We start from the raw sequence: 20,362 nt of genomic DNA, 5'->3' as shown, positions 1-20,362 counted from the left end.
GACTATTTAGTTCCCTTTTTTGCTGAATAACTTTTTGAAATAAGCCACTGATTGATCACTGTAATGAAGGCTAAAATGCCCATTAAAATAACGGAAATTGAAGCCGCTAAATTAGGCTCTAGGAAGAGGTCACCAGAAACTAAACTCGCAATGCGAATCGTAATCAGGTTGTAGTTACCGGAGGTTAATGCGTAGACACTGGCATAAGCGCCCATCGCATTGGCCACTAAAATAATAAAGGTGCCGAGCAATGCCGGAGATAACACCGGAAGTGCCACACGACACCAATATTGAAAGGTATTGGCGCCAAGCAAAGAAGCGGCCGATTGCCAATCATCGTTTAAAGCGTCAAATGCAGGGTAAAGCAACAACACCGCGAGTGGGATTTGAAAGTAGATATAAATCGCTAGTAGACCCCATTGTCCATACAGGTCAAAATCTCCCAGCAGGCCGTATTGTTTGAGCAACAAGGTCACCGCGCCATTAGTGCCTAAAATAATAATGAAAGCAAATGACAAAGGGACGCCAGCAAAATTACTGCTCATATTGGTAAAAGCAATCACCGCATCACGCAATCTTCCACCCACTTTCCTTAATGATGACACCAATAAAGCGGCAATCGCCAGCCCAATGAAACTCGACCAAATCGACAACCATAAACTATTGCCAAACGCTTGCATCATAAACGCAGAATCCAGCACTTCTAGATAATTATCAAAGCCAAAGGCTTCATCATAAATAAAGCTATTGACCAACACCCACAACATAGGGGCAAGTTGAAATAAGTAAAACACCACGGCAAAAGGTAACAGCCAAGCAGCAGGTTTAACTTTATTGAACCAAAGGCAAACAGGCTGCTTTTTCGCCTTTGGTTGCGTCACAGTAGCGGAACATAAAAAAGGAGAATTCATACGGCTAATAATCCTTGAGTCACATCTTTTTGGTGTTGAAGACCCAATAACTGACATACGTTGCCACAAATATCAGTTTGTTTAATCTTACAATCTTGATGAGAAAACCCATCACCAATCACGATAAATGGCACTTCTCTTTCTTCTGGCAAAATACCGCCATGGGATAGGTCATTATTCATACCGTGATCACTGGTGATGATTAGTTGATAACCATCTTGTAACCAGGTATCGATATAGTGCGATAAAATAATATCGGCATGACGCGCAGAGTTTCGATATTGACGAGAATCTAAACCAAACTTATGACCGGTATCGTCAATATTCATTGGATGGATCAACAAAAAATCAGGTTGATGCGTTTGTCGTAAATATTCAGCATCCAAGAACAAAGCTTCGTCTGGGTACTCATCCCAATGATAAAAACAGCCATGCTGAATATTGAGATTCTTATCGTGAGTAAATCGATCACGGACGGCCTCATAAGGCGCACGGTTATACAACTCGCTCACCCAATGATAGGCAGCCGCCGCGGTGGTTTTTCCTTGCGAGGTTGCCAAGCTAAATATCGACTCATGGTATGAACGTCGCACAATTTGATTGTTGACAATGCCACTATCAACCGGACGAACCCCAGTTAAAATACATTCATATAACGGGCGAGATATGGAAGGCAGCTCACTTTGCACAGTATAAAATGCGGCCCGTTGTTGTTCTAATAGACCATTTAAATAGCCCATACAATCACGGGCTACTTGGTTATTCAGTCCATCTAAAACAACAAGGATTACCTTATTGCTCATATTCTTCAGGCCTACTTTTGATTAATCAAAACGTTTTCTTGCCATTGACGTGGCAATTTACGAGCAGATTTTTCCCATGCAGAAAAGTCAGTCACTGGATGAACATTTGCATATTGCTCATTAGGTAACAGCTTATCTTGTACCGATTTAGGCAAGGTAATGTTGCTACGGATTGGACGTGCATAGCCTTCTGCTAAGTTGATTTGCCCTTGATCGCTAAAAATATATTCACGAGCAAGTTTGGCCGCATTTGGATGCTTCGCATATTTATTGATTAAGGTGGTGTAACCAGAGATGATAGAACCATCTTGAGGAATATTAACGGTAAAGCGCTCTCTGTCGATTTTGTCACGATAATTTAAGGCATTGAAATCCCATAAAATCGCCACTTCAACTTCCCCTTTTTCAAGGTTGGCAATACTTGGGTCAGTAAAGGATAAACGACCTTGTTTCGCCAGTTCACCAAAGAACTTCAATGCCGGTTTTAAGTTTGCTTCATCACCACCATTCGCAAATGCCGCCGCCAATACCGCATTGTTAGCTTGTGCTGCAACACCAACATCACCTACCGTTACTTTATAGTCACCTTTCAATAGGTCTGCCCACGTTTTCGGTGGATTTTTCACAAGATTATTATTTGAGATAAAAGAAATTGTACCGGTATAAGCAAGTGCCCAATGACCATCTTTATCTTTTGCCCAATCAGGAATCTCATCCCAAGTGGTTGGCTTATAAGGTTGAGTTACGCCTTTTTTCACTGCGACGCGAGCAAAAGCAAAACCGACATCACCAATATCGGCACTAGCATCTTTCTTTTCTGCGTCAAACTTAGCGATTTCCTGTGCAGAACTCATATCCGTATCTTGGTGTTTTAAACCATACTTCTCGTTCAAATCTTGCCAAGTGTCTTTCCAGTTTGCCCAACTATCTGGCATTCCAACGCTATATACCGCGCCTTCTTTCTTCGCTGCCGTCACTAAGGAATCGATATCGCTTTCATTTGCAAATACTGATGAAGAGACACCTACCGCTATCAATGCAGCCACAACATGCTTTATCGGAAATTGAATTGAACGACTTGTTAAGGTTTTCATGTTTTCCATCCTTCTGGACTAGGTCAGTAAATTCAGCATTTATGCTATGGATGAAAAATGACGACTCTGTGCCAATTTCTTGACACTTTTAATGACTTTATATGACGGAAATATTTCAAATTGTTCAATCGATCGTTGTCATATTTTTGTTACCTTTATTGATTACATTTAATCGGAATTACTGATGGACTAGGTCAACAAGACAAGTGAACAATGCCTCCCTATTTACTACGCAGCTCAGCAAAATCAAGTCTGAACTAAAAAATAAGATTCACTCTGGGCAGTTACAACAAGGACAAAAAATCCCATCTGAAAGAGCGTTAAGTGCCCTGTTTGACACTACTCGAATTACGATAAAAGATGCATTGGTAGCACTCGAAACTGAAGGAGTGATTTACCGAGAAAAACGCCGTGGTTGGTACGTTTCACCAGAGCGAATAACCTATAACCCACTCTCTCGTTGTCACTTTCATCAAATGGTGAATGACCAAAATCGAACTGCGCAAACTAACTTGATAAAGGTTCGTGAGGAGCTTTCCAACGATAATTACTTACAAGCGTTAGCCTTAAAGCAACCAGAACCCGTTCTTATTATTGAACGGTTGCGTTTCATCGATGGACGCGCTGTTTTGTTTGTTGAAAACGTCTTAAGAGAAAAGTTATTTGAAGGGATTTTAGAAGAATGTCTTACTTCATCGTTAACGCTATTATATCAAAACAAGTACGGCTATCAGACTTCTAAATCTAAATTTGAAGTGCTCCCTACCGCGGCTCCATACCATGTGGCACAAGCATTGAATCTAGCCGAAGGCCAACCCGTACTCAAAATTCAACGAACCAATTGTAAGCAAGATGGTGAGTTAATCGATTGTGAGTTTGAATATTGGCGACCAGATGCGGTACGGATAAGGATTGATTAGGTAATAACCCTATGAGTTTTACATTAAACTTCAGTTAATTTCTCTCCCATATCCATACCTGCTATAATCTGCGCCATTAAAATGTATTTCGTTATTTACTCTCACTTTTGGTGGCTTCACTTTTATGCTTAATCAAACATAAGTGTCCCAAAAGAGCCTAATGCACAAAATTTAAACACAAGGTTAATAAATTCAAATGGTTAACAACGCAATCCAATGGTTTCCGGGTCATATGCATAAAGCCCGTAAAGAGATCGAAGAAGTCATTCCTAAAATTGATGTCATTATTGAAGTCTTAGATGCGCGTATTCCATTTTCCAGTGAAAACCCGCTTATTTCGCAACTGCGTGGTGATAAGCCTTGCGTTAAGGTACTAAATAAACGCGATTTGTCTGATCCTGAACTGACTCAAATGTGGATCGATCACTTTGAAAAAGAGCAAGGCGTGAAAGCGATGGCGATCACAACTGAAAACCCTCAAGAAGTTTTTAAAATCATGGAGTTGTGCCGTAAGTTGGCTCCGCACCGTGAGGCGATTGGCAAAGATATTCGTACTATGATCATGGGGATTCCAAATGTTGGAAAATCGACGATTATCAATACCCTAGCAGGTCGCATGATCGCCCAAACCGGTAACCAACCTGCGGTTACGCGCCGCCAACAACGCATTAACTTGCAAAATGGTATTGTGCTATCAGATACTCCGGGGATCCTTTGGCCTAAAGTCGAAAATCCACACAGCGGTTTTCGTCTAGCAGCAACAGGAGCGGTAAAAGATACTGCGATGGAATACGATGAAGTGGCTTTCTATACTGTTGAGTATTTGGCTAAGCAATACCCAGAACTATTGAAAGAACGTTATAACATCGAAGAACTTCCTGAAACAGAAATTGAATTAATGGAAGAAATTGGACGTAAACGTGGTGCCCTTCGCGCTGGCGGTCGTATTGATCTACATAAAGCCTCTGAAATTCTGCTACATGAACTTCGCAATGGTACACTGGGCAAAATCACTCTTGAGCTGCCAGAAATGATCACAGAAGAGCTGATTCAAGTTGAAATTGAAGCTGAGCGTAAAAAAGAAATGCAGATTAAGAAAAAAGAAGAACGCCGTAAGCGCTATTTACGTAACAAGCGTTAATCTTCACTGAGTCTTTTAGAGCGATTGGATAAATTGGCGGCAGGTTTACCTACCGCCTTTTTTCTTTCTTTATATAAATGACGAATCGCCAAAAGCGGATGTGGCAATAACATTCTTGGGCCAGAGTAACGCATCACTAAACGCATTTGCTCTTTTTGTTCGGGCTTATAACAATGAATGGGACACTTATTACAAGTCGGTTTACTTTCACCATATGGGCAACGATCGAGACGCATTCGAGCATAGTCAACCAAATCGCGGCATTGCTGACATAATTCTCCCTCAACATGATGATGAGCTCGGCAATAAATATCGACCATTGCCGTCACTGTTTTCATTTCAGTACGTAGCGCACCTTGTAAAATATCATCTTGCACAAGAACAACCTATCTGCTTATTTTTCTTCAGCGACGGATAACAACACATCTTCTAGTTGTTGCCATGGCATCAATTGGCTATCAATCACTTCAATGCGAGACTCGAAGCCATCCAAGCTGATTTGATTCACAGACACGACACTATTGGACACATTGAAGGCGTAACAGCCTTGGTCAGTATTCATTACCGCTTTAACACGCTCTGCGGTTAGTGCTGACAACATTGAGAAAAGTTGATCAAAATTAAACGTAAACTCTGCGCCAAATAACCAGCCGCAACTGTAATATCCCTGCCCTTTATTTTCTTTACGAACAAATTTTTCACCAGGCTGTAAACCAAATTGAGGATCCATATCGGCATGATGGTGATGGTGCCCATGTGTGGCTTCACCTTGATAACTTTCTATTCTTTCTATATCTAGCAGAGAAAGATCAAGCTCGCCTTGAGTGGCCGTAATGAGATGAAGTTGCTGAGAGTTAGCTTCATGTTTCTGTTTAAACGATTCAAACCAAATGACCAATTGCGCTAAATCACTTTCAGACACCTGATCAACTTTATTAGCCATTATAATTTGCGCAGAATCGAGTTGGTCATTGAAGTTTTGGTTTTCAGTGTATTTCTCAAGAGACAAATGCCTTGGGTCAACTAATGCTATTGTGGCTTTGAGATCCACATAAGGCATAAATTGGTCAGATAATAGTTTGGCAATCACTTCTTTCGGATGCCCAAGGCCTGTCGGTTCGATTAACAAGCGATCAGGGTTAGTACGAAGTAATGCATTAATGCCAACAGACATCGGAACGCCAGCAGTACAACACATACAACCACCTGGAATTTCTTTGATCATAGCCCCCTGATCAGTCATCAATGCGCCATCAATACCAACTTCCCCAAACTCATTCACTAAAACTGCCCAATTTTCATTCTTTGGCTTATTTTTCAGTAAATGCAAAATCGTGGTGGTTTTTCCTGCTCCCAGAAAGCCAGTAATGATATTGGTGGGCACTCTTTGTGTCATGTCATACTCCATTGAACCGCTTGGTATTGTTGATTACCACATTATACTCAACTGACTTTAAGATGCAGTATCCATGGGCATATTAATCTCCCAGAATCTTCAAGGGGGATATCAGCACTCTCATCTAAGCCTTTTAATATAGATATTTTCAAGTAAAACACCAAACGCAAAAAGCGCACCCATTTGAGTGCGCTTTTCCCCTCGAGACTCAATCGTGAGTATGCGAATCATTTAGCTATCATTTTAAGCTATGATCATAGTCGAGGATTTCAATTTATGTCTCGTTTTACGTCCACATTGTAGTGTTAATACTTCAATACATAACCTTTTCAGTAACCGGTTACGTGGGTAGAAGTTCATTCCTCCGTATGAAATTTCACTTTCTTCTACCTAATAAAAAGGATGGCACAAAAATACTAAATGACAAGTTTCATCACCAAGTAGATGCGCTCTCAAACGAGCAATATTTTCGTAAGTTATCAAACACTGTTTTATTTTCAGCTATGTACTGTTTTAATGATCTAAGTAAAATAACTTTTCGTAACAATTTGGTGTAATACTTTGATTGCATCTTATAATGATGCTGAAATGTAATTTTCAGATAATACTCAACATCTAAAAAAATCGAATCTTAACCTTGTCTCATCAATGGTGGAAAAATCTAACCAAATGGCCAATTCAAAATCGCTTAAAAGCTCTCTTTCACAATACAAATCTAAAAAGTTTGTTGGTGTTATCTTGTCTAGAGATAAAACACCGATGTCGATATTATTACTTTCCGTCGTTGTGGGCCTGTTAGCAGGTTTAGTGGGTTCTCTATTTGAAATTGGTGTTAGTTGGGTTTCTGAATCACGAACAGATTGGTTGAAGCAAGAAATGAACTCACTACTACCGCTATGGCTATCAGCGATTATTGTAAGTGCTACATTAGCTTTTATTGGTTATTACCTTGTTAGTCGTTTTGCACCAGAAGCAGCTGGCTCAGGTATTCCTGAGATTGAAGGAGCAATGGATGATATTCGTCCCGTTCGCTGGTGGCGTGTTCTGCCAGTTAAATTCTTCGGTGGCCTCGGTGCTTTAGGTTCAGGTATGGTGCTCGGTCGTGAAGGGCCAACCGTACAAATGGGCGGTAATATTGGTCGTATGGTTTCTGACATATTTCGCTTAAAAGATCCGGATGGCAGACACTCTTTACTCGCATGTGGTGCTGCAGGCGGTCTAGCCGCTGCATTTAATGCCCCTCTCGCTGGCATCATGTTTGTGGTTGAAGAAATGCGCCCTCACTTTCGCTATAACCTATTGTCAATTAAAGCGGTGATTATCTCATCGGTTGTTGCTACGATTGTATTTCGCTCGATTAGTGGACAAGATGCGGTTATCACGATGCCGCAATATATAGCGCCAGATCTAAACACCTTATGGCTGTTTCTCGTTCTTGGTTTAATTTTTGGTATTTTTGGTGTGACCTTTAATCGGCTAGTAACGTGGTCACAAGATATATTTGTCCTAATCCATCGTAATGACCAAAAAAGATATCTAATCACTGGTACCATTATTGGTGGTTGCTTTGGCTTATTACTACTTTATCTTCCAGAATTAACTGGTGGTGGGATTCAATTAATCCCAGGAGCAACCAACGGTGACTACAGCATTAGTTTGTTATTGATCCTATTCTTCGCTCGTGTAGCAACAACACTGATATGTTTTGGTTCAGGAGCCCCTGGTGGCATTTTTGCTCCAATGCTGGCGCTTGGTACTTTATTCGGTACTTTTTATGGTCAACTCGCTCTGCAAATTGATCCGACACTGAATATCGACCCTGGAATGTTTGCAATTGCGGGCATGGGTGCATTATTTGCAGCAACCGTTCGAGCACCAATAACAGGTATCCTGCTCGTCATCGAAATGACCAATAATTATCACCTTATTTTACCATTAATTATAACTACATTAGGCGCGACTATTATGGCTCAATTGCTTGGTGGTCAACCTATCTATACACAGTTACTACATAGAACTCTGAAAAAAGCCAAGCTACAACAAGTTGATCTACCAAAGCATGACGAAAAGAGCCCAGAAGAAGATAAAGCAGAAACGATTAGCGAAACAGAAACTGAAATAAATCGGAAATAATGCACCACTATAAATTTTTACCTGTAACCACAATGCACCAATTTTGCTCATAAGATCAAAATTGGTGCATTTATTTTTATCTCTCCTCCTCTAAATAGCCAGTAAAAGCGTTATCCCATCCAAATAACCACACAAAACCCCATGGCATAAAAATTGCTTAATACAAAGCTTCTGCATCAAAATAGTGCTCATAAAACCGAGTGCTTAATTATTGTGCATAGAATAATACGTTCATTTTTAGGAGATACATGAACATGGATGAGTCCACCACTCAAGTATATGGCGTAGTACAAGCATTAACCCAGAGCTCTGATACGTTATTTTTATTACTCGGCGCTATTATGGTCTTTCTTATGCATGCAGGGTTTGCCTTCCTTGAAGTGGGTACCGTAAGGCATAAGAACCAAGTTAACGCGTTAGTGAAAATACTTTCCGACTTCGGTGTATCTACCATTGCTTATTTCTTTTTTGGTTACTGGGTTGCTTACGGCCATTCTTTTTTCGTTGATGCCCCGACCCTCTCAGCGGGTAATGGCTACGAACTGGTTAAATTCTTTTTCTTATTGACCTTTGCAGCAGCAATTCCGGCCATTGTCTCTGGCGGTATCGCGGAGCGAGCTCGTTTCTACCCTGTGTTGATCGGTACATTCTTTATCGTTGGCTTAGTGTATCCATTATTTGAAGGCATGATATGGAATGGTAATTTTGGTCTACAAGCATGGTTTGAAACCACCTTTGGTACAGGGTTTCACGATTTTGCAGGCTCAGTAGTTGTCCACGGTGTCGGGGGCTGGATTGCACTAGTCGCCGTAATATTCCTTGGCATGCGTAACGGACGGATCCGCGCGGGCAAACATACTAACTTTGCACCATCTAATATCCCATTTCTTGCACTAGGCGCATGGATATTATGTGTTGGTTGGTTCGGCTTTAATGTTATGTCGGCACAAACTATTAATGGTATCAGTGGTTTAGTAGCGATTAACTCTTTAATGGCAATGGCTGGCGGAATATTAGCAGCAATGGTGATGGGTAAAAATGACCCAGGCTTTATTCATAATGGTCCACTGGCGGGCTTAGTCGCGGTTTGTGCTGGTTCAGATTTAATGCATCCCATCGGCGCATTAGCAACGGGTGTTGTGGCTGCTGCAATTTTTGTATGGCTATTTACCTTCATGCAAAACAAAACCAAAATCGATGACGTATTAGGTGTTTGGCCGCTGCATGGCGTGTGTGGAGCATGGGGCGGTATTGCTGCCGGTATCTTTGGACAAACCGCACTAGGCGGAATGGGTGGTGTGAGTTTAACCGTTCAGGTTCTCGGTACGTTACTAGGTATTGCCATTGCTGTATTAGGTTCAATTCTGGTCTATGACACGATTCACAAAGTATCAGGCTTACGTTTAAGCCAAGAAGACGAATATAGCGGTGCCGATTTATCTATCCATAAAATCAGCGCAACCAATGAAGATTAATATTGATTAACTTCAACTAGGGTTGATTCTAAAAAATAGCCACTCGCTTTAACGATCCGGTTCAGTCAGGAAAAGTGAGTGGCTATTTTATTTAGCAATTGCATAGAATGTTAATTAGGTATTAGCTTGATGCATTCTAGGCAACCAACATGCCCTCTCACGCCGCTTGAATCACCGTACTTCGCTTTCACAATCTTAGTGTTACACACGTCTGAAAAAACATAAGCTCCAATTGCATCGTTTATATCTTGGTAAATTTCATCTACATTCGACAAACCGCCACCAAGCACAATTACATGTGGATCAAGTACATTTATGACCGATGCCAAACTACGGGCACACATATCAATAAACGATAAATAATGTTGCTCAGCATTCGTATTGCCAGCACGTTTTAAATCCATGATTTCTGCAGAGTTGTAGTCTGTGCCATGCTGCTGATTATAGCGTTCAGAAAAACCTGATCCTGAAATAAAGCGTTCTATACAGTTAATTTTTCCGCAGTAGCATTGCTGTGCGAGTCCATCATTATCTCGATGATATTGTGGCAAGGTATTATGACCCCACTCTCCGGCGATCGCATTGGGCCCAGAAAGTAGTTGACCATTGACGACAACACCACCGCCACACCCCGTACCAATAATGACGCCAAAGACGGTGGCATGCCCAGCGCCTGCGCCATCTTGCGCTTCCGATAATGTAAAACAATCGGCATCATTTGCGATAAATACCGGCTGTTTAACTATGTCAGCAATATCTTTATCCAAATGCTGGCCATTCAAGATTAAGCAATTACAGTTTTTTATGGTTTGGCTATCAGGGCTTATCGCACCAGGTAGGCCGATACCAATGGTCATAGGCTGTTGTAATGTTTGTTGGATACTTTGAATCAAACCGGTGACTGTTGATAAGAATTCAGAGTAACTACTGGTTGGCGTCGGTATGCGCTGCTGATAAATAGTTTGCCCATCTTCTGATAACACAACCGCTTCAATTTTTGTTCCACCAATATCCAAACCTAAACTCAGCATTTCATTTTCCTTATGAACCATAATGGCCTCGTTCTAGAGACACGCCATTCTTTTACTAACAACTAAATAGCAACCAAAAAATTTTTTTTATGCGATAGAGGGCACTAAAAATAGAGATCTAGATCACAATAATTAATTTTAATTTTTAATACAAAACAGCAACATTCCAATAAATTAGCATTGTAAAGCATATCACTTTAATCAATGTTCATTATTTATCAAATTAGTCAGCGCTCAAAATAGAAAATAAGACTTTGATATTTAAGTAATTGGTTACCTTTATCACAATTTAAAAAATAACATATAATAGAATCATCACGCAGCCGAGCCCCCTCATTCATCAAGCCAATCACTGACACCGTTAATTTACAAAAGTTTCACACCAATGGATTGATAAACTATTCTTACAGCAGTATTGTGTAGGCAGATTTTTGATAACTTTATAGTTTTCAATAACTCGCTAGCAAAATTATGGTCCAAATTTCCTTTATCGAAGTTGTGGATCGCTTGTATGGACAAAAATAACTTTATAGTTGGTGCCAATATGAATATTAAACAAATGTCTTTTTACCCTTCTGTCGCGTCAATCATTTCTCTTTCTCTTCTTATGTCGCCACAGGTTAATGCCGCTGCAGAAAATGCCGGAGAGTTTTACCTTGGTGCTAAAACCGGTTGGTCTAATTTCGATTTCGGTCAGAATGACGGTGATATTGATGATGATGCCTGGGCTGGTAGTGTCTATGGTGGTTATCAATTTAACGAATGGTTCTCTTTAGAAGGTGGTTATAACTACCTTGGTAATTCGAAAGAGCATGTTGCTGGTAGCGAAGTTAATAAAACTCAGATTCAGAATGGTGAATTAGGGGCAAAATTAGATTGGAACCTTACTAGCGCATGGAATCTATTTGGTAAAGTAGGTACTTCATATAACTATGTCGATCAAAAAACAGGTGCTTATAATGATAGCGATGAAAACTGGTCACTAATGTTAGGTGCTGGTGTCGAATATCAACTAAGCCATAACTGGCGTGTACGTACCGAATATCAATGGTTTGATAACGTAGGCGAAAGTAGCACAACAGGTAAAACTGATGTTAACTACGTATCTCTTGGCCTAAGTTACTATTTTGGTAGTTCAGATAGTGCTGCACCAGTTGCTGCAGCGGCAACAACTGCGGCAGTGGTAGCCGCTCAAGAGCCAGAACCAGAACCAGCTGTTGTAGAAGAGCCATTACCAGCAGCAACCTTATCAAAAGGTGCTTTTGAACATAACTCTGTTGAATTAACATCAGATGCAAAAAGCTCTTTAGATCCAGTAGTCACATATTTAGAACAACGTCCTGAAATTAATGTTGCCGTTATCGGTTACACTGATTCAACAGGGGCAGCTGAATACAACCAAAAACTTTCAGAAAAACGCGCACAAAAAGCTGCTGATTACTTAACTGAAAATGGTATCGATGAATCACGCATCAACGTTGAAGGTAAAGGGGAAGAAAACCCTATTGCTGATAACTCAACAGCTGAAGGTCGTGAACAAAACCGTCGTATCGAAATTACTTATCAAGATTAAGCCTCTAAGCTTATAACTTTAAGGCCGCTGTTAACCGCAGCGGCCTTTTTATTTCTGCTTTATTCCTAACTAACAGATACCACCTTGAGTGAGCTTACTCGGATCAAGTGCTTTCTCTAACTCTGCTCTAGATAATTCCGTTTCTTGTTCTGCCACATCAATAATCGCACGCTTTTCTTTATACGCTTTCTTGGCAATTTGCGCAGCTTTTTCATAGCCAATAATAGGGTTTAACGCGGTCACTAAAATTGGATTTTTAACGAGAGCCAAATCCAAATTATCTTCTCGCACAACAAAATCTTTTATCGCTTGATCCGCGAGACTGCGTGAACTATTAGCCAGTAGTTCAATGCTTTGCAGTAAGTTGAGAGCAATCACTGGCAACATCACATTTAATTGAAAATTACCACTTTGCCCTGCAACCGTAATCGTTGTGTCATTCCCTATCACTTGAGCTGCTGCCATGGCTACGGCTTCGGGGATAACAGGATTCACTTTTCCTGGCATAATCGATGAACCTGGTTGTAAAGCTGGCAGTTCTATTTCACCTATTCCCGCGAGTGGCCCTGAATTCATCCAACGTAGATCATTGGATATTTTCATTAAGGCTACAGCATAGGCTTTTAATTCACCAGATACAGCCACACTTGAGTCTTGGCAGCTTAAACTGTAGAAATAGTTGTCGCTTGGCTGAATGGACTTTCCGTTATTGAACTCAGATGCTGAGTAAATAATTGAGCAAATTCTTGAGGTGCATTAATGCCGGTACCCACTGCAGTTCCGCCCTGCGCCAATTGCTTTAAATCAGGCAAGAGTTGTTCAATGCGGCAGCGAGCTTTATCGATTTGCACCTTCCAACCAGATAACTCCTGCCCCATGGTTACTGGCATCGCATCCATTAAGTGAGTACGACCGGTTTTCACAATATGAGATAGTGCAGACGCTTTTGCCTTCAACACTTGACTTAAATGCTCCATGGCAGGAATCAATTCATCTTCAATCGCCATTAATGCACTAAGCTGAATCGCCGAGGGAATCACATCATTACTGCTTTGCGCCATATTGACATGATCGTTCGGCCCAACACGCTGTGCTTGCCCCGTTTCTTCTTCAAGAATTTGATTTGATAAGGTCGCGATCACTTCATTAAGATTCATGTTGGTGCTGGTACCAGAACCAGTCTGAAAAACATCGATAGGAAATTGGTCAAGATACTCGCCATCTATAATGGCCTGACAACTCGCTTGAATCGCTTTAGACATCGTACTATCGAGTAGACCCAACTCTTCGTTAGCTTTAGCAGCGGCTTGTTTGATCATGGCAACAGATTGAATAAAACGAGGAGGCATGGTCAAAGAACTGATTGAAAAATTATCGACGGCTCGTTGAGTTTGAGCCTGATATAAAGCATCTTTGGGGACTTTTACCTCTCCCATGCTGTCATGTTCGGTACGGTAAAAAGTATTGAAGGGAACAGAAGCCATAACATCATCCTTAAATTGTGATGGAATGGCTTCAGTGTCGAACCTATTTGGCCGATATGCAAGTTATCATTGTGATAAGGGAAGATGATTCAACGCTCACCAGTTATCGATTAACGTTGTTTTTCAAATTGCTGAACATCATCGGGGATCACAACCCAATTTTGCTTTTCGCTTGTCCATACATGCATCGTCGGTACAATCATACGTGTATCGTCTAAACTGGCCGCCGCCTTGAATTTGATCATTTCAGGCACGGCAGGGTTTAATTGATAAATACGATTACCGCAACCAGCACAGAAATGACCGATATTTTCATTGCCGCTGTCTGCAGTGCGGCTGGTTTGCTTTAGCTCACCTTGAATATCAATATCCTTTGCATCCAGGACACAAGTGATACTAAACGCACTGGTGGATAATTTTTGGCATTCTTTACAATGGCAAGCCATTACTACTTTAGGTGCCGCTTTCAAGGTAAAGTTCACACTACCACACTGACATTGGCCTTTTACTGGATAACTGACATCCGTCATAACTCGATTCCTTATTCAACCGGTAGATCATGGTTTGCGCCCCATTCAGCCCAAGAGCCATCGTATACGGCTAGGTTAGTATAGCCACAAAGATAAGCCGCCATCAGGACAATACACGCCGTTAAGCCTGAACCACATGAAAATACTTGCTGTTTTGAAGCATCTAAATGCTGTTCAAGTAGTGTTTCCAGCGCCTCGAGTTTCTTGAATTGATGCCCTTCAAGTACCGAACTAAAAGGTAGGTTAATTGAAGATGGAATATGTCCAGATCGCATCCCTTCACGAGGCTCTGCGACTTTACCTAAAAATCGCTCTTGCGAACGCACATCAATAATTTGAATATCATCGTTTGAAATCGCCGCTAACACATCATCCACATTAAACACTTTCTGCGCTTGATAGTTTGCATTCACATTACCCATCGCTCTATCTATATCAGTATAAGAATCCACTAATGGGTAGCCCAATGATTGCCATAATGACAGTCCACCGTCTAAGACATAAACGTGCTCAAAGCCCATGGTTTTAAATATCCACCAAGCGCGAGGAGCGGAATATAAACCTCGAGCATCATAGAGCACCACCACACTATCTTGATTAATGCCTAGCTGACGAGCTTGTTCGATAAACAATTCAGGGCTTGGCATGGTATTTGGTAGTGGATTGGTTAAATCAAGGAAAACATTTTCGATATCAAAAAGCTGAGAGTTAGGTAAATACTGACGAGGCAATTCTAAGGCTTCACCGACCACGGCATGTTGAGTTGTCGTATCAAGAACAACGACATTATCGTCAGAAAAATGATCAAAGAGCCAAGTTGCAGAAACTAAAGGATAATCAGAGTTCATGGCGGTAATCCTTGTTGATTCACATTACATATAAAAATCAGGGTTTTGGATCAAAACTGTACCAATACAATTAAGGGCAACTAATAACCAAAATACAAACTGAAAACGAAACTTACTGGTTTTATGGCGAAAGAGGTGCTGAGCTAACAACGCGCCCGGCCATCCACCTAAAAAGCAAGTATGTGTAACGTTTTTCTGGGTGCGCCAATTACCTTTGATTGACGCTCGTTTGTCTTTCAATAGACAATAAAAGTGACAAAACTCAGGATTAAGCAGTAAATTAATCCAGCTTGCAGGGTAATCATTAAAACGTACTCTTTTAAGGAGTGTAAAATTGATATACGAATAATACTCCACCCCATGACTAACTACTATAGTTTGACTTTAGAGCACTTCATTACCAGAAGACTTACCCTGCGAGAACAGCTTAATGTTACTTAATGTCGTATCAGCAATATTGGCTAATGCTTCATTCGTTAGAAATGCCTGATGTCCGGTGAATAAAACATTATGACAAGCGGATAAACGACGGAAAATATCATCGGTAATAATGTCATTGGATTTATCTTGGAAGAACAATTCTTTCTCATTGTCATATACATCAAGTCCCAATGCGCCAATTTTTCCGGCTTTTAGCGCTTCAATGGCATCTTGTGAATCCAGTAGACCACCTCGGCTGGTATTGATAATCATCACTTTATCTTTCATTTTACTAAATGATTCAGCATTTAAGAGCCGGCGATTTTCTGATGTTAAAGGACAATGCAGTGTGATCACATCCGATTGCTGATAAATATCGTCAAGCGAAGAGTAAGTTGCGCCAATCTCATTTGCGGCATCACTAGGGTATGGGTCGTAGCATAAAACATTCATACCTAGTCCTTTTAAAATACGCATAATGGCTAAGCCAATTTTACCAGTACCAATCACGCCTGCGGTTTTACCATAAAAGTTAAATCCAGTTAGACCTTCTAAAGAAAAGTTAGCATCACGGGTACGCTGATAAGCTTTATGGAAACGACGATTTAAGCACATCATCATGCCTACTGCATGTTCCGCAATGGCCTCTGGTGAATATGCTGGCACTCTTACAACTTGTAATCCCAATTCTTTTGCAGCTTCTAAATCAACACGGTCAAATCCGGCACAGCGCATTGCAATCAGTTTAGTGCCTTGCTTTGCCAGTTTCTCTAGTACAGGACGACTTAAGTCATCATTAACAAACGCACAGACGACTTGAGAATCTTCAGCAATTGACGCGGTTTTTAAATCCAGTTGAAAATTATAAAAATGACATTCATGACCATGGTTTTCATTCGCCTGACAAAATGATGCTTCATCATACGATTTTGTGCTAAACATTGAGATTTTCATCCGATACCTCTGATTTAAAAATTAATCAATCTAGGTCAATACTACGCCTCTGAAGCCCACATACACAAATAATTGAAAGCCAAATATACAAAATTCATATAATAAAAAACCAGCACTAGGCTGGCTTTCATCTATTACTCATAAAGAGAAGCATGACACATCAATCGTGAGCCAGTCGTTCGACATGCCATGCGTTCATTCTTTTCATCGACATTACTGACAGCAATATAATCGCCCCGCCGCCCATTACACAGATCACCGCATAAGGAGCCGTTAACGAGGTTTGTTGAATCAAGCCCGCCAATAATGACGCGCCGCTCATTTGAATAAAGCCAAGCATTGCCGCCGCGGTTCCAGCGCGTTCGCCAAAACCAGATAATGCCATGCTGGTTGCCGGACCAAGCAGCAAAGCAAAGCCAATACATAGCAATGCCATTGGTAGCATGAAACCTGCCGCTGCTGCCAATGGTGAAACAAGCCCAGATTGCTGGACCGCAAATTGTAAAGCCGCCGAAACGATAAATAATGATAATGCAAAGATAACGGTTGGGCGATTACCAAGCTTTTTGATCACCCATGGTGCGCCAAAGCAAGCACCGATATTAATCAGTGCATTGACACCAAACAAACCACTAAACGCTAATTCCGACATTCCTAAATGTCCAATCAACCACACTGGTGAGTAAGACACGTAAGTTAAAATCGCGCCCATGCCTGTCATGCAGCAAATGGCATAAAAAAGAAAGTGTCGATCCATCAATACTGGCTGATAACGAGCCCAACGGTACAGAGCGCCGTCACTGACCGTATTCGCTGGTCGTGTTTCCGGGAAGCGAAACGCCACCATGCATAAAATCAAAATCGAATAGCAGGTCATAAATACAAACGTTGAACGCCAACCAAAATGCAGTGCTAATACCCCACCTAAGGTTGGAGCTAATGCTGGTATCACACAAATCGCGCCATTGAGGTAGCTATAAATTTTTGCCCCATCTTTTACGCTGTAACAATCTCGAACCGCGCTGAATACGACAATTGAAGTCGAGCAAGCCGCTAACCCTTGTAGTACTCGAGCAATTTGTAACAACTCAAACTCTTGTGCTACGGCGGCTAGAACACTACTCAACCCGTATAAAATGACACCAAACAACGCAACTGGTCGGCGACCAAAACGGTCAGCAAGCGGGCCAATCACAATCTGGCCTAATCCCATTGCGAACAAAAATAGAATTAAAGTGGATTGAACTTCACTATTGGAAACAGAAAATTCCGCCGCCATCGTCGGGAGAGACGGTAAATAAATATCGATAGCTAATGGGCTAAGTAACACCATCGCCATTAACATAGGTAATAAGTTGCGTTGCATCGAATTCTCGTAAAAGTTGGCACATCAGATAAGGCCGCTAGTGTAGCGCTTAGATGTTATGAATAGAAATGGTATAATAGCTAAAGACAATTTCCCTAAAGGAATAACAGTGAATTTAGATAAACTAGCCAGAATCGATCTTAACTTACTCGTAATTTTACAAGTTCTGATTGAAGAACAAAGTGTTACGCGTGCGGCAAGTCGTTTGAATTTAAGTCAATCGGCATTAAGTAAAAGCTTAAACCGTCTACGCGATACACTAGAAGATCCCCTCTTTCAGCGTACTTCTCATGGTTTAAAACCAACCGCTCATGCCCTCGCATTAGCCAAAATTTTGCCGAGCGTACTCCAAGACTTATACCAAATCACTCAACCACCCACGTTTACCCCAGAGACGAGCCACCGTAAGTTTAGTTTTTCTATGGTTGAAAGTGCCTACGAAACCTTGATTCCCTCTTTTATTGGGTCATTACTTAACCAAGCGCCTAATATTCAACTTGATTCTTATCTATGGACTGGCCAATCGTTTAACGACTTGCAACACGGGCAAATCGATTTTGGTATTGCTGGGCGGGATTTGCATCCTCAATCAGAATTTAGTGTCGGCAAGCTACCCGAAGGCATTGAGCACCAAACCTTATTTAAGGATCAACAAGTTTGCTTGGTACGAAATGATCATCCCGTATTAAAAACAATTAAAGAGACTGACTGGACATTAGAGCACTATTTAGCGTTATCACATGTGCAAGTTCGTTGCGAAGGTAAGGAATGGTGGGCGTTAGATTACTACCTCGCAGAATTAGGTCATCATCGTAAAATTAATACTACTGTGCCGGATTTTTATGGCGCGGCGAGCGTATGTGCTCATACTGATTTGATCTTCACCCTACCCTCAAGCTTTGCTAGCCACGCACTAAAGCTTTATCCGCTGACTCAATTACCGCTACCATTTGAATTTATGCCAATGGCTTATGTATTGCTGTGGCATGAAAGAAATAATCAAGACCAAGGTCATCAATGGATACGTGAGACGATATGCCAATCTATTCAACAGGCCGGACTGCCGTACCAACCTACCTCATTATCATAAAACAACGGATTGCCCCGAATTCAACACCAAAACAATGTAAAAAGGAGCTCAAGTGAGCTCCTTATTAACTAAGTACAATTACTATACGTGCATAGTGGTTTATGGCACACCGTGACCTTTCGACGCAATCCACACTCTAAACCATTGCTCACGGGTTAATTCAATGCTTAGAGCATCAATCGCAGTTTGAACTCGCTCAATTTTACCAGAACCAATGATTGGCATTGGCTTAGATGGCAAACGACGAACCCAAGCATAGATCACTTGATCAATACTTTGTGCGCCGACTTCTTCACGAATCGCTTCTAGTTCATCACGTACGCGAATATGTTGCTCTTTTAAACCATTAAAAATAGAGCCACCAGCAAGGCAAGACCAAGCCATTGGCTTTACACGCAATTGTTGAAGCAAATCTAGAGTACCGTCATCAACTACATCAAAATTTAATGGGTTAATTTCAACCTGGTTGGTCACTAACGGCGCATCTAAACGAGATTGAAGTAACTCAAATTGACGAGGTGTAAAGTTAGACACACCAAAGTGCTTCACTTTACCGACTTGTTTTAGCTCAGAAAATGTCTCAGCCACTTCATCCGCATCCATTAGTGCATCCGGGCGATGAATTAATAGCACATCAATATCTTCAACTTGTAAGCGCGCTAATGAGTTATTGACTGATTCAACAATGTGATTCTTGCTGGTGTTGTAGTGATTCACTTTCCAATCGGGATTTTTATCGCCGCATAATTTGATATCGCATTTAGTGACGATCTCAATTTGATCACGCATGCTTTTATCGAGAGCTAATCCTTCACCAAATAATTGTTCACACTCGTAGTAACCATAAATATCCGCGTGGTCGACCGTGGTCACACCGAGTTCAACATGTTGCTTTAAAAATGTTAAACGTTCTTGTGGTGTCATTCCCCAATCGCCTAAGCGCCAATAACCTTGCACTAGCTCTGAAAATTCAGGCCCTTGAGGTGCTATTTGTTGTTTTTTCACTGCAACCATTTGGTTGACTCCCTGTTGTTTAACCTCAGATGAGGATATTTTGAATTCGATGAAAGCCTATGACTACTCTCGATTTTTATCAATCCTATGGCGTTTTTCATCTAGGTACAATGGCTAATTTAAAAAGCTAACATCACGGTAATGCAGGTTATAGAATGTTTGATCTTAGTAGCGTTTTC

The 20,362-nt window shown here is 41.1% G+C and carries 18 protein-coding genes and 1 pseudogene; 6 read left to right on the top strand and 13 right to left on the bottom strand.

What is annotated here, in order from left to right:
• Nucleotides 1-2 precede the first annotated feature (2 nt).
• Genes VRUMOI_RS14780 through VRUMOI_RS14770 form a run of 3 tightly spaced genes read right to left on the bottom strand, consistent with a single transcriptional unit; the run spans nt 3 to nt 2,808 of the window.
• Entirely contained in the window at nt 3-911 is a 909-nt protein-coding gene (locus VRUMOI_RS14780; RefSeq protein WP_089138872.1) for an ABC transporter permease, read from the bottom strand.
• The gene (locus VRUMOI_RS14775) at nt 908-1,714 is read right to left on the bottom strand and encodes an alkaline phosphatase family protein (RefSeq protein ID WP_089138873.1); all 807 of its coding nucleotides are present in this window, start codon (nt 1,712-1,714) and stop codon (nt 908-910) included. The genes VRUMOI_RS14780 and VRUMOI_RS14775 overlap by 4 nt, the downstream gene beginning before the upstream one ends.
• Before the next feature lie 11 nt (nt 1,715-1,725).
• The gene (locus tag VRUMOI_RS14770; protein ID WP_089138874.1) at nt 1,726-2,808 is read right to left on the bottom strand and encodes an ABC transporter substrate-binding protein; all 1,083 of its coding nucleotides are present in this window, start codon (nt 2,806-2,808) and stop codon (nt 1,726-1,728) included.
• Between the two features lie 206 nt (nt 2,809-3,014).
• On the opposite strand from VRUMOI_RS14770, the gene VRUMOI_RS14765 reads away from it, so the two are divergent.
• A complete protein-coding gene (locus VRUMOI_RS14765; RefSeq protein WP_089138875.1) occupies nt 3,015-3,728 on the top strand; it encodes a UTRA domain-containing protein in 714 nt (237 codons plus the stop codon).
• A gap of 196 nt (nt 3,729-3,924) precedes the next feature.
• Nucleotides 3,925-4,869 (top strand): ribosome biogenesis GTPase YlqF, encoded by a 945-nt coding sequence (gene ylqF, locus VRUMOI_RS14760; protein ID WP_089138876.1) that lies wholly within the window; start codon nt 3,925-3,927, stop codon nt 4,867-4,869.
• Here the strand turns inward: ylqF and VRUMOI_RS14755 are convergent.
• Together VRUMOI_RS14755 and VRUMOI_RS14750 are read right to left on the bottom strand one after the other, a co-directional pair.
• Nucleotides 4,866-5,246, bottom strand: a complete 381-nt coding sequence (locus tag VRUMOI_RS14755) for a nitrous oxide-stimulated promoter family protein (protein WP_269459995.1) — start codon at nt 5,244-5,246, stop codon at nt 4,866-4,868. The genes ylqF and VRUMOI_RS14755 overlap by 4 nt on opposite strands.
• A gap of 17 nt (nt 5,247-5,263) precedes the next feature.
• Nucleotides 5,264-6,265 carry a CobW family GTP-binding protein gene (locus VRUMOI_RS14750; protein ID WP_089138877.1) on the bottom strand — a complete coding sequence of 334 codons (1,002 nt, stop codon included), beginning with the start codon at nt 6,263-6,265 and terminating at the stop codon, nt 5,264-5,266.
• A gap of 669 nt (nt 6,266-6,934) precedes the next feature.
• Between VRUMOI_RS14750 and clcA the strand changes: the two genes are divergently transcribed.
• Both clcA and VRUMOI_RS14740 read left to right on the top strand, forming a co-directional pair.
• Nucleotides 6,935-8,398: a H(+)/Cl(-) exchange transporter ClcA gene (gene clcA / locus VRUMOI_RS14745; protein WP_089138878.1), complete on the top strand. Its 1,464-nt coding sequence runs from the start codon at nt 6,935-6,937 to the stop codon at nt 8,396-8,398.
• 254 nt (nt 8,399-8,652) lie between these two features.
• On the top strand, nt 8,653-9,873 hold the full coding sequence (locus VRUMOI_RS14740) for an ammonium transporter (RefSeq protein WP_089138886.1): 1,221 nt from the start codon (nt 8,653-8,655) through the stop codon (nt 9,871-9,873).
• Nucleotides 9,874-9,983: 110 nt separating this feature from the next.
• On the opposite strand, the gene VRUMOI_RS14735 is transcribed toward VRUMOI_RS14740, so the two are convergent.
• Entirely contained in the window at nt 9,984-10,901 is a 918-nt protein-coding gene (locus tag VRUMOI_RS14735) for an ROK family protein (RefSeq protein WP_197712977.1), read from the bottom strand.
• 547 nt (nt 10,902-11,448) lie between these two features.
• Here VRUMOI_RS14735 and VRUMOI_RS14730 point away from each other — a divergent pair.
• Nucleotides 11,449-12,477: an OmpA family protein gene (locus VRUMOI_RS14730; protein WP_162598415.1), complete on the top strand. Its 1,029-nt coding sequence runs from the start codon at nt 11,449-11,451 to the stop codon at nt 12,475-12,477.
• 69 nt (nt 12,478-12,546) lie between these two features.
• Here VRUMOI_RS14730 and VRUMOI_RS14725 read toward each other — a convergent pair.
• The 6 genes and pseudogenes from VRUMOI_RS14725 to VRUMOI_RS14700 all read right to left on the bottom strand — a co-directional run bounded on the left by VRUMOI_RS14725 (nt 12,547) and on the right by VRUMOI_RS14700 (nt 18,079).
• Nucleotides 12,547-13,961 (bottom strand): annotated as a pseudogene (locus VRUMOI_RS14725) (class II fumarate hydratase).
• A 110-nt stretch (nt 13,962-14,071) separates the two neighbouring features.
• Nucleotides 14,072-14,491, bottom strand: coding sequence for a GFA family protein (locus tag VRUMOI_RS14720; protein WP_089139877.1), 420 nt, complete (start codon nt 14,489-14,491; stop codon nt 14,072-14,074).
• Nucleotides 14,492-14,502: 11 nt separating this feature from the next.
• Nucleotides 14,503-15,339, bottom strand: coding sequence for a sulfurtransferase (locus tag VRUMOI_RS14715; RefSeq protein ID WP_089139878.1), 837 nt, complete (start codon nt 15,337-15,339; stop codon nt 14,503-14,505).
• 24 nt (nt 15,340-15,363) lie between these two features.
• Nucleotides 15,364-15,696 (bottom strand): DUF1294 domain-containing protein, encoded by a 333-nt coding sequence (locus tag VRUMOI_RS19780; protein WP_162598428.1) that lies wholly within the window; start codon nt 15,694-15,696, stop codon nt 15,364-15,366.
• Nucleotides 15,697-15,723: 27 nt separating this feature from the next.
• Nucleotides 15,724-16,713, bottom strand: a complete 990-nt coding sequence (locus VRUMOI_RS14705; RefSeq protein ID WP_089139880.1) for a 2-hydroxyacid dehydrogenase — start codon at nt 16,711-16,713, stop codon at nt 15,724-15,726.
• Between the two features lie 160 nt (nt 16,714-16,873).
• Nucleotides 16,874-18,079 (bottom strand): multidrug effflux MFS transporter, encoded by a 1,206-nt coding sequence (locus tag VRUMOI_RS14700; RefSeq protein ID WP_089139881.1) that lies wholly within the window; start codon nt 18,077-18,079, stop codon nt 16,874-16,876.
• A gap of 109 nt (nt 18,080-18,188) precedes the next feature.
• On the opposite strand from VRUMOI_RS14700, the gene VRUMOI_RS14695 reads away from it, so the two are divergent.
• Nucleotides 18,189-19,169, top strand: a complete 981-nt coding sequence (locus VRUMOI_RS14695; RefSeq protein WP_089139882.1) for a LysR family transcriptional regulator — start codon at nt 18,189-18,191, stop codon at nt 19,167-19,169.
• A gap of 99 nt (nt 19,170-19,268) precedes the next feature.
• On the opposite strand, the gene VRUMOI_RS14690 is transcribed toward VRUMOI_RS14695, so the two are convergent.
• On the bottom strand, nt 19,269-20,183 hold the full coding sequence (locus VRUMOI_RS14690; RefSeq protein ID WP_089139883.1) for an aldo/keto reductase: 915 nt from the start codon (nt 20,181-20,183) through the stop codon (nt 19,269-19,271).
• Nucleotides 20,184-20,362 lie beyond the last annotated feature (179 nt).

This window comes from Vibrio rumoiensis, from assembly GCF_002218045.2.
In the GTDB taxonomy this organism is placed as follows: domain Bacteria; phylum Pseudomonadota; class Gammaproteobacteria; order Enterobacterales; family Vibrionaceae; genus Vibrio; species Vibrio rumoiensis.
The sequence above is the reverse complement of the archived record's forward strand: the minus strand, read 5'-3'. Positions and strand labels throughout refer to the sequence as shown.

What these genes read in the sequence shown, in the direction of transcription:
- VRUMOI_RS14700 (WP_089139881.1), bottom strand. Translation starts at nt 18,079, where the DNA reads ATGCAACGCAACTTATTACCTATGTTAATGGCGATGGTGTTACTTAGC.
- VRUMOI_RS14775 (WP_089138873.1), bottom strand. Translation starts at nt 1,714, where the DNA reads ATGAGCAATAAGGTAATCCTTGTTGTTTTAGATGGACTGAATAACCAA.
- VRUMOI_RS14705 (WP_089139880.1), bottom strand. Translation starts at nt 16,713, where the DNA reads ATGAAAATCTCAATGTTTAGCACAAAATCGTATGATGAAGCATCATTT.
- VRUMOI_RS14770 (WP_089138874.1), bottom strand. Translation starts at nt 2,808, where the DNA reads ATGAAAACCTTAACAAGTCGTTCAATTCAATTTCCGATAAAGCATGTT.
- ylqF (WP_089138876.1), top strand. Translation starts at nt 3,925, where the DNA reads ATGGTTAACAACGCAATCCAATGGTTTCCGGGTCATATGCATAAAGCC.
- VRUMOI_RS14740 (WP_089138886.1), top strand. Translation starts at nt 8,653, where the DNA reads ATGGATGAGTCCACCACTCAAGTATATGGCGTAGTACAAGCATTAACC.
- VRUMOI_RS14690 (WP_089139883.1), bottom strand. Translation starts at nt 20,183, where the DNA reads ATGGTTGCAGTGAAAAAACAACAAATAGCACCTCAAGGGCCTGAATTT.
- VRUMOI_RS14780 (WP_089138872.1), bottom strand. Translation starts at nt 911, where the DNA reads ATGAATTCTCCTTTTTTATGTTCCGCTACTGTGACGCAACCAAAGGCG.
- VRUMOI_RS14750 (WP_089138877.1), bottom strand. Translation starts at nt 6,265, where the DNA reads ATGACACAAAGAGTGCCCACCAATATCATTACTGGCTTTCTGGGAGCA.
- VRUMOI_RS14715 (WP_089139878.1), bottom strand. Translation starts at nt 15,339, where the DNA reads ATGAACTCTGATTATCCTTTAGTTTCTGCAACTTGGCTCTTTGATCAT.
- VRUMOI_RS14730 (WP_162598415.1), top strand. Translation starts at nt 11,449, where the DNA reads ATGAATATTAAACAAATGTCTTTTTACCCTTCTGTCGCGTCAATCATT.
- VRUMOI_RS14720 (WP_089139877.1), bottom strand. Translation starts at nt 14,491, where the DNA reads ATGACGGATGTCAGTTATCCAGTAAAAGGCCAATGTCAGTGTGGTAGT.
- clcA (WP_089138878.1), top strand. Translation starts at nt 6,935, where the DNA reads ATGGCCAATTCAAAATCGCTTAAAAGCTCTCTTTCACAATACAAATCT.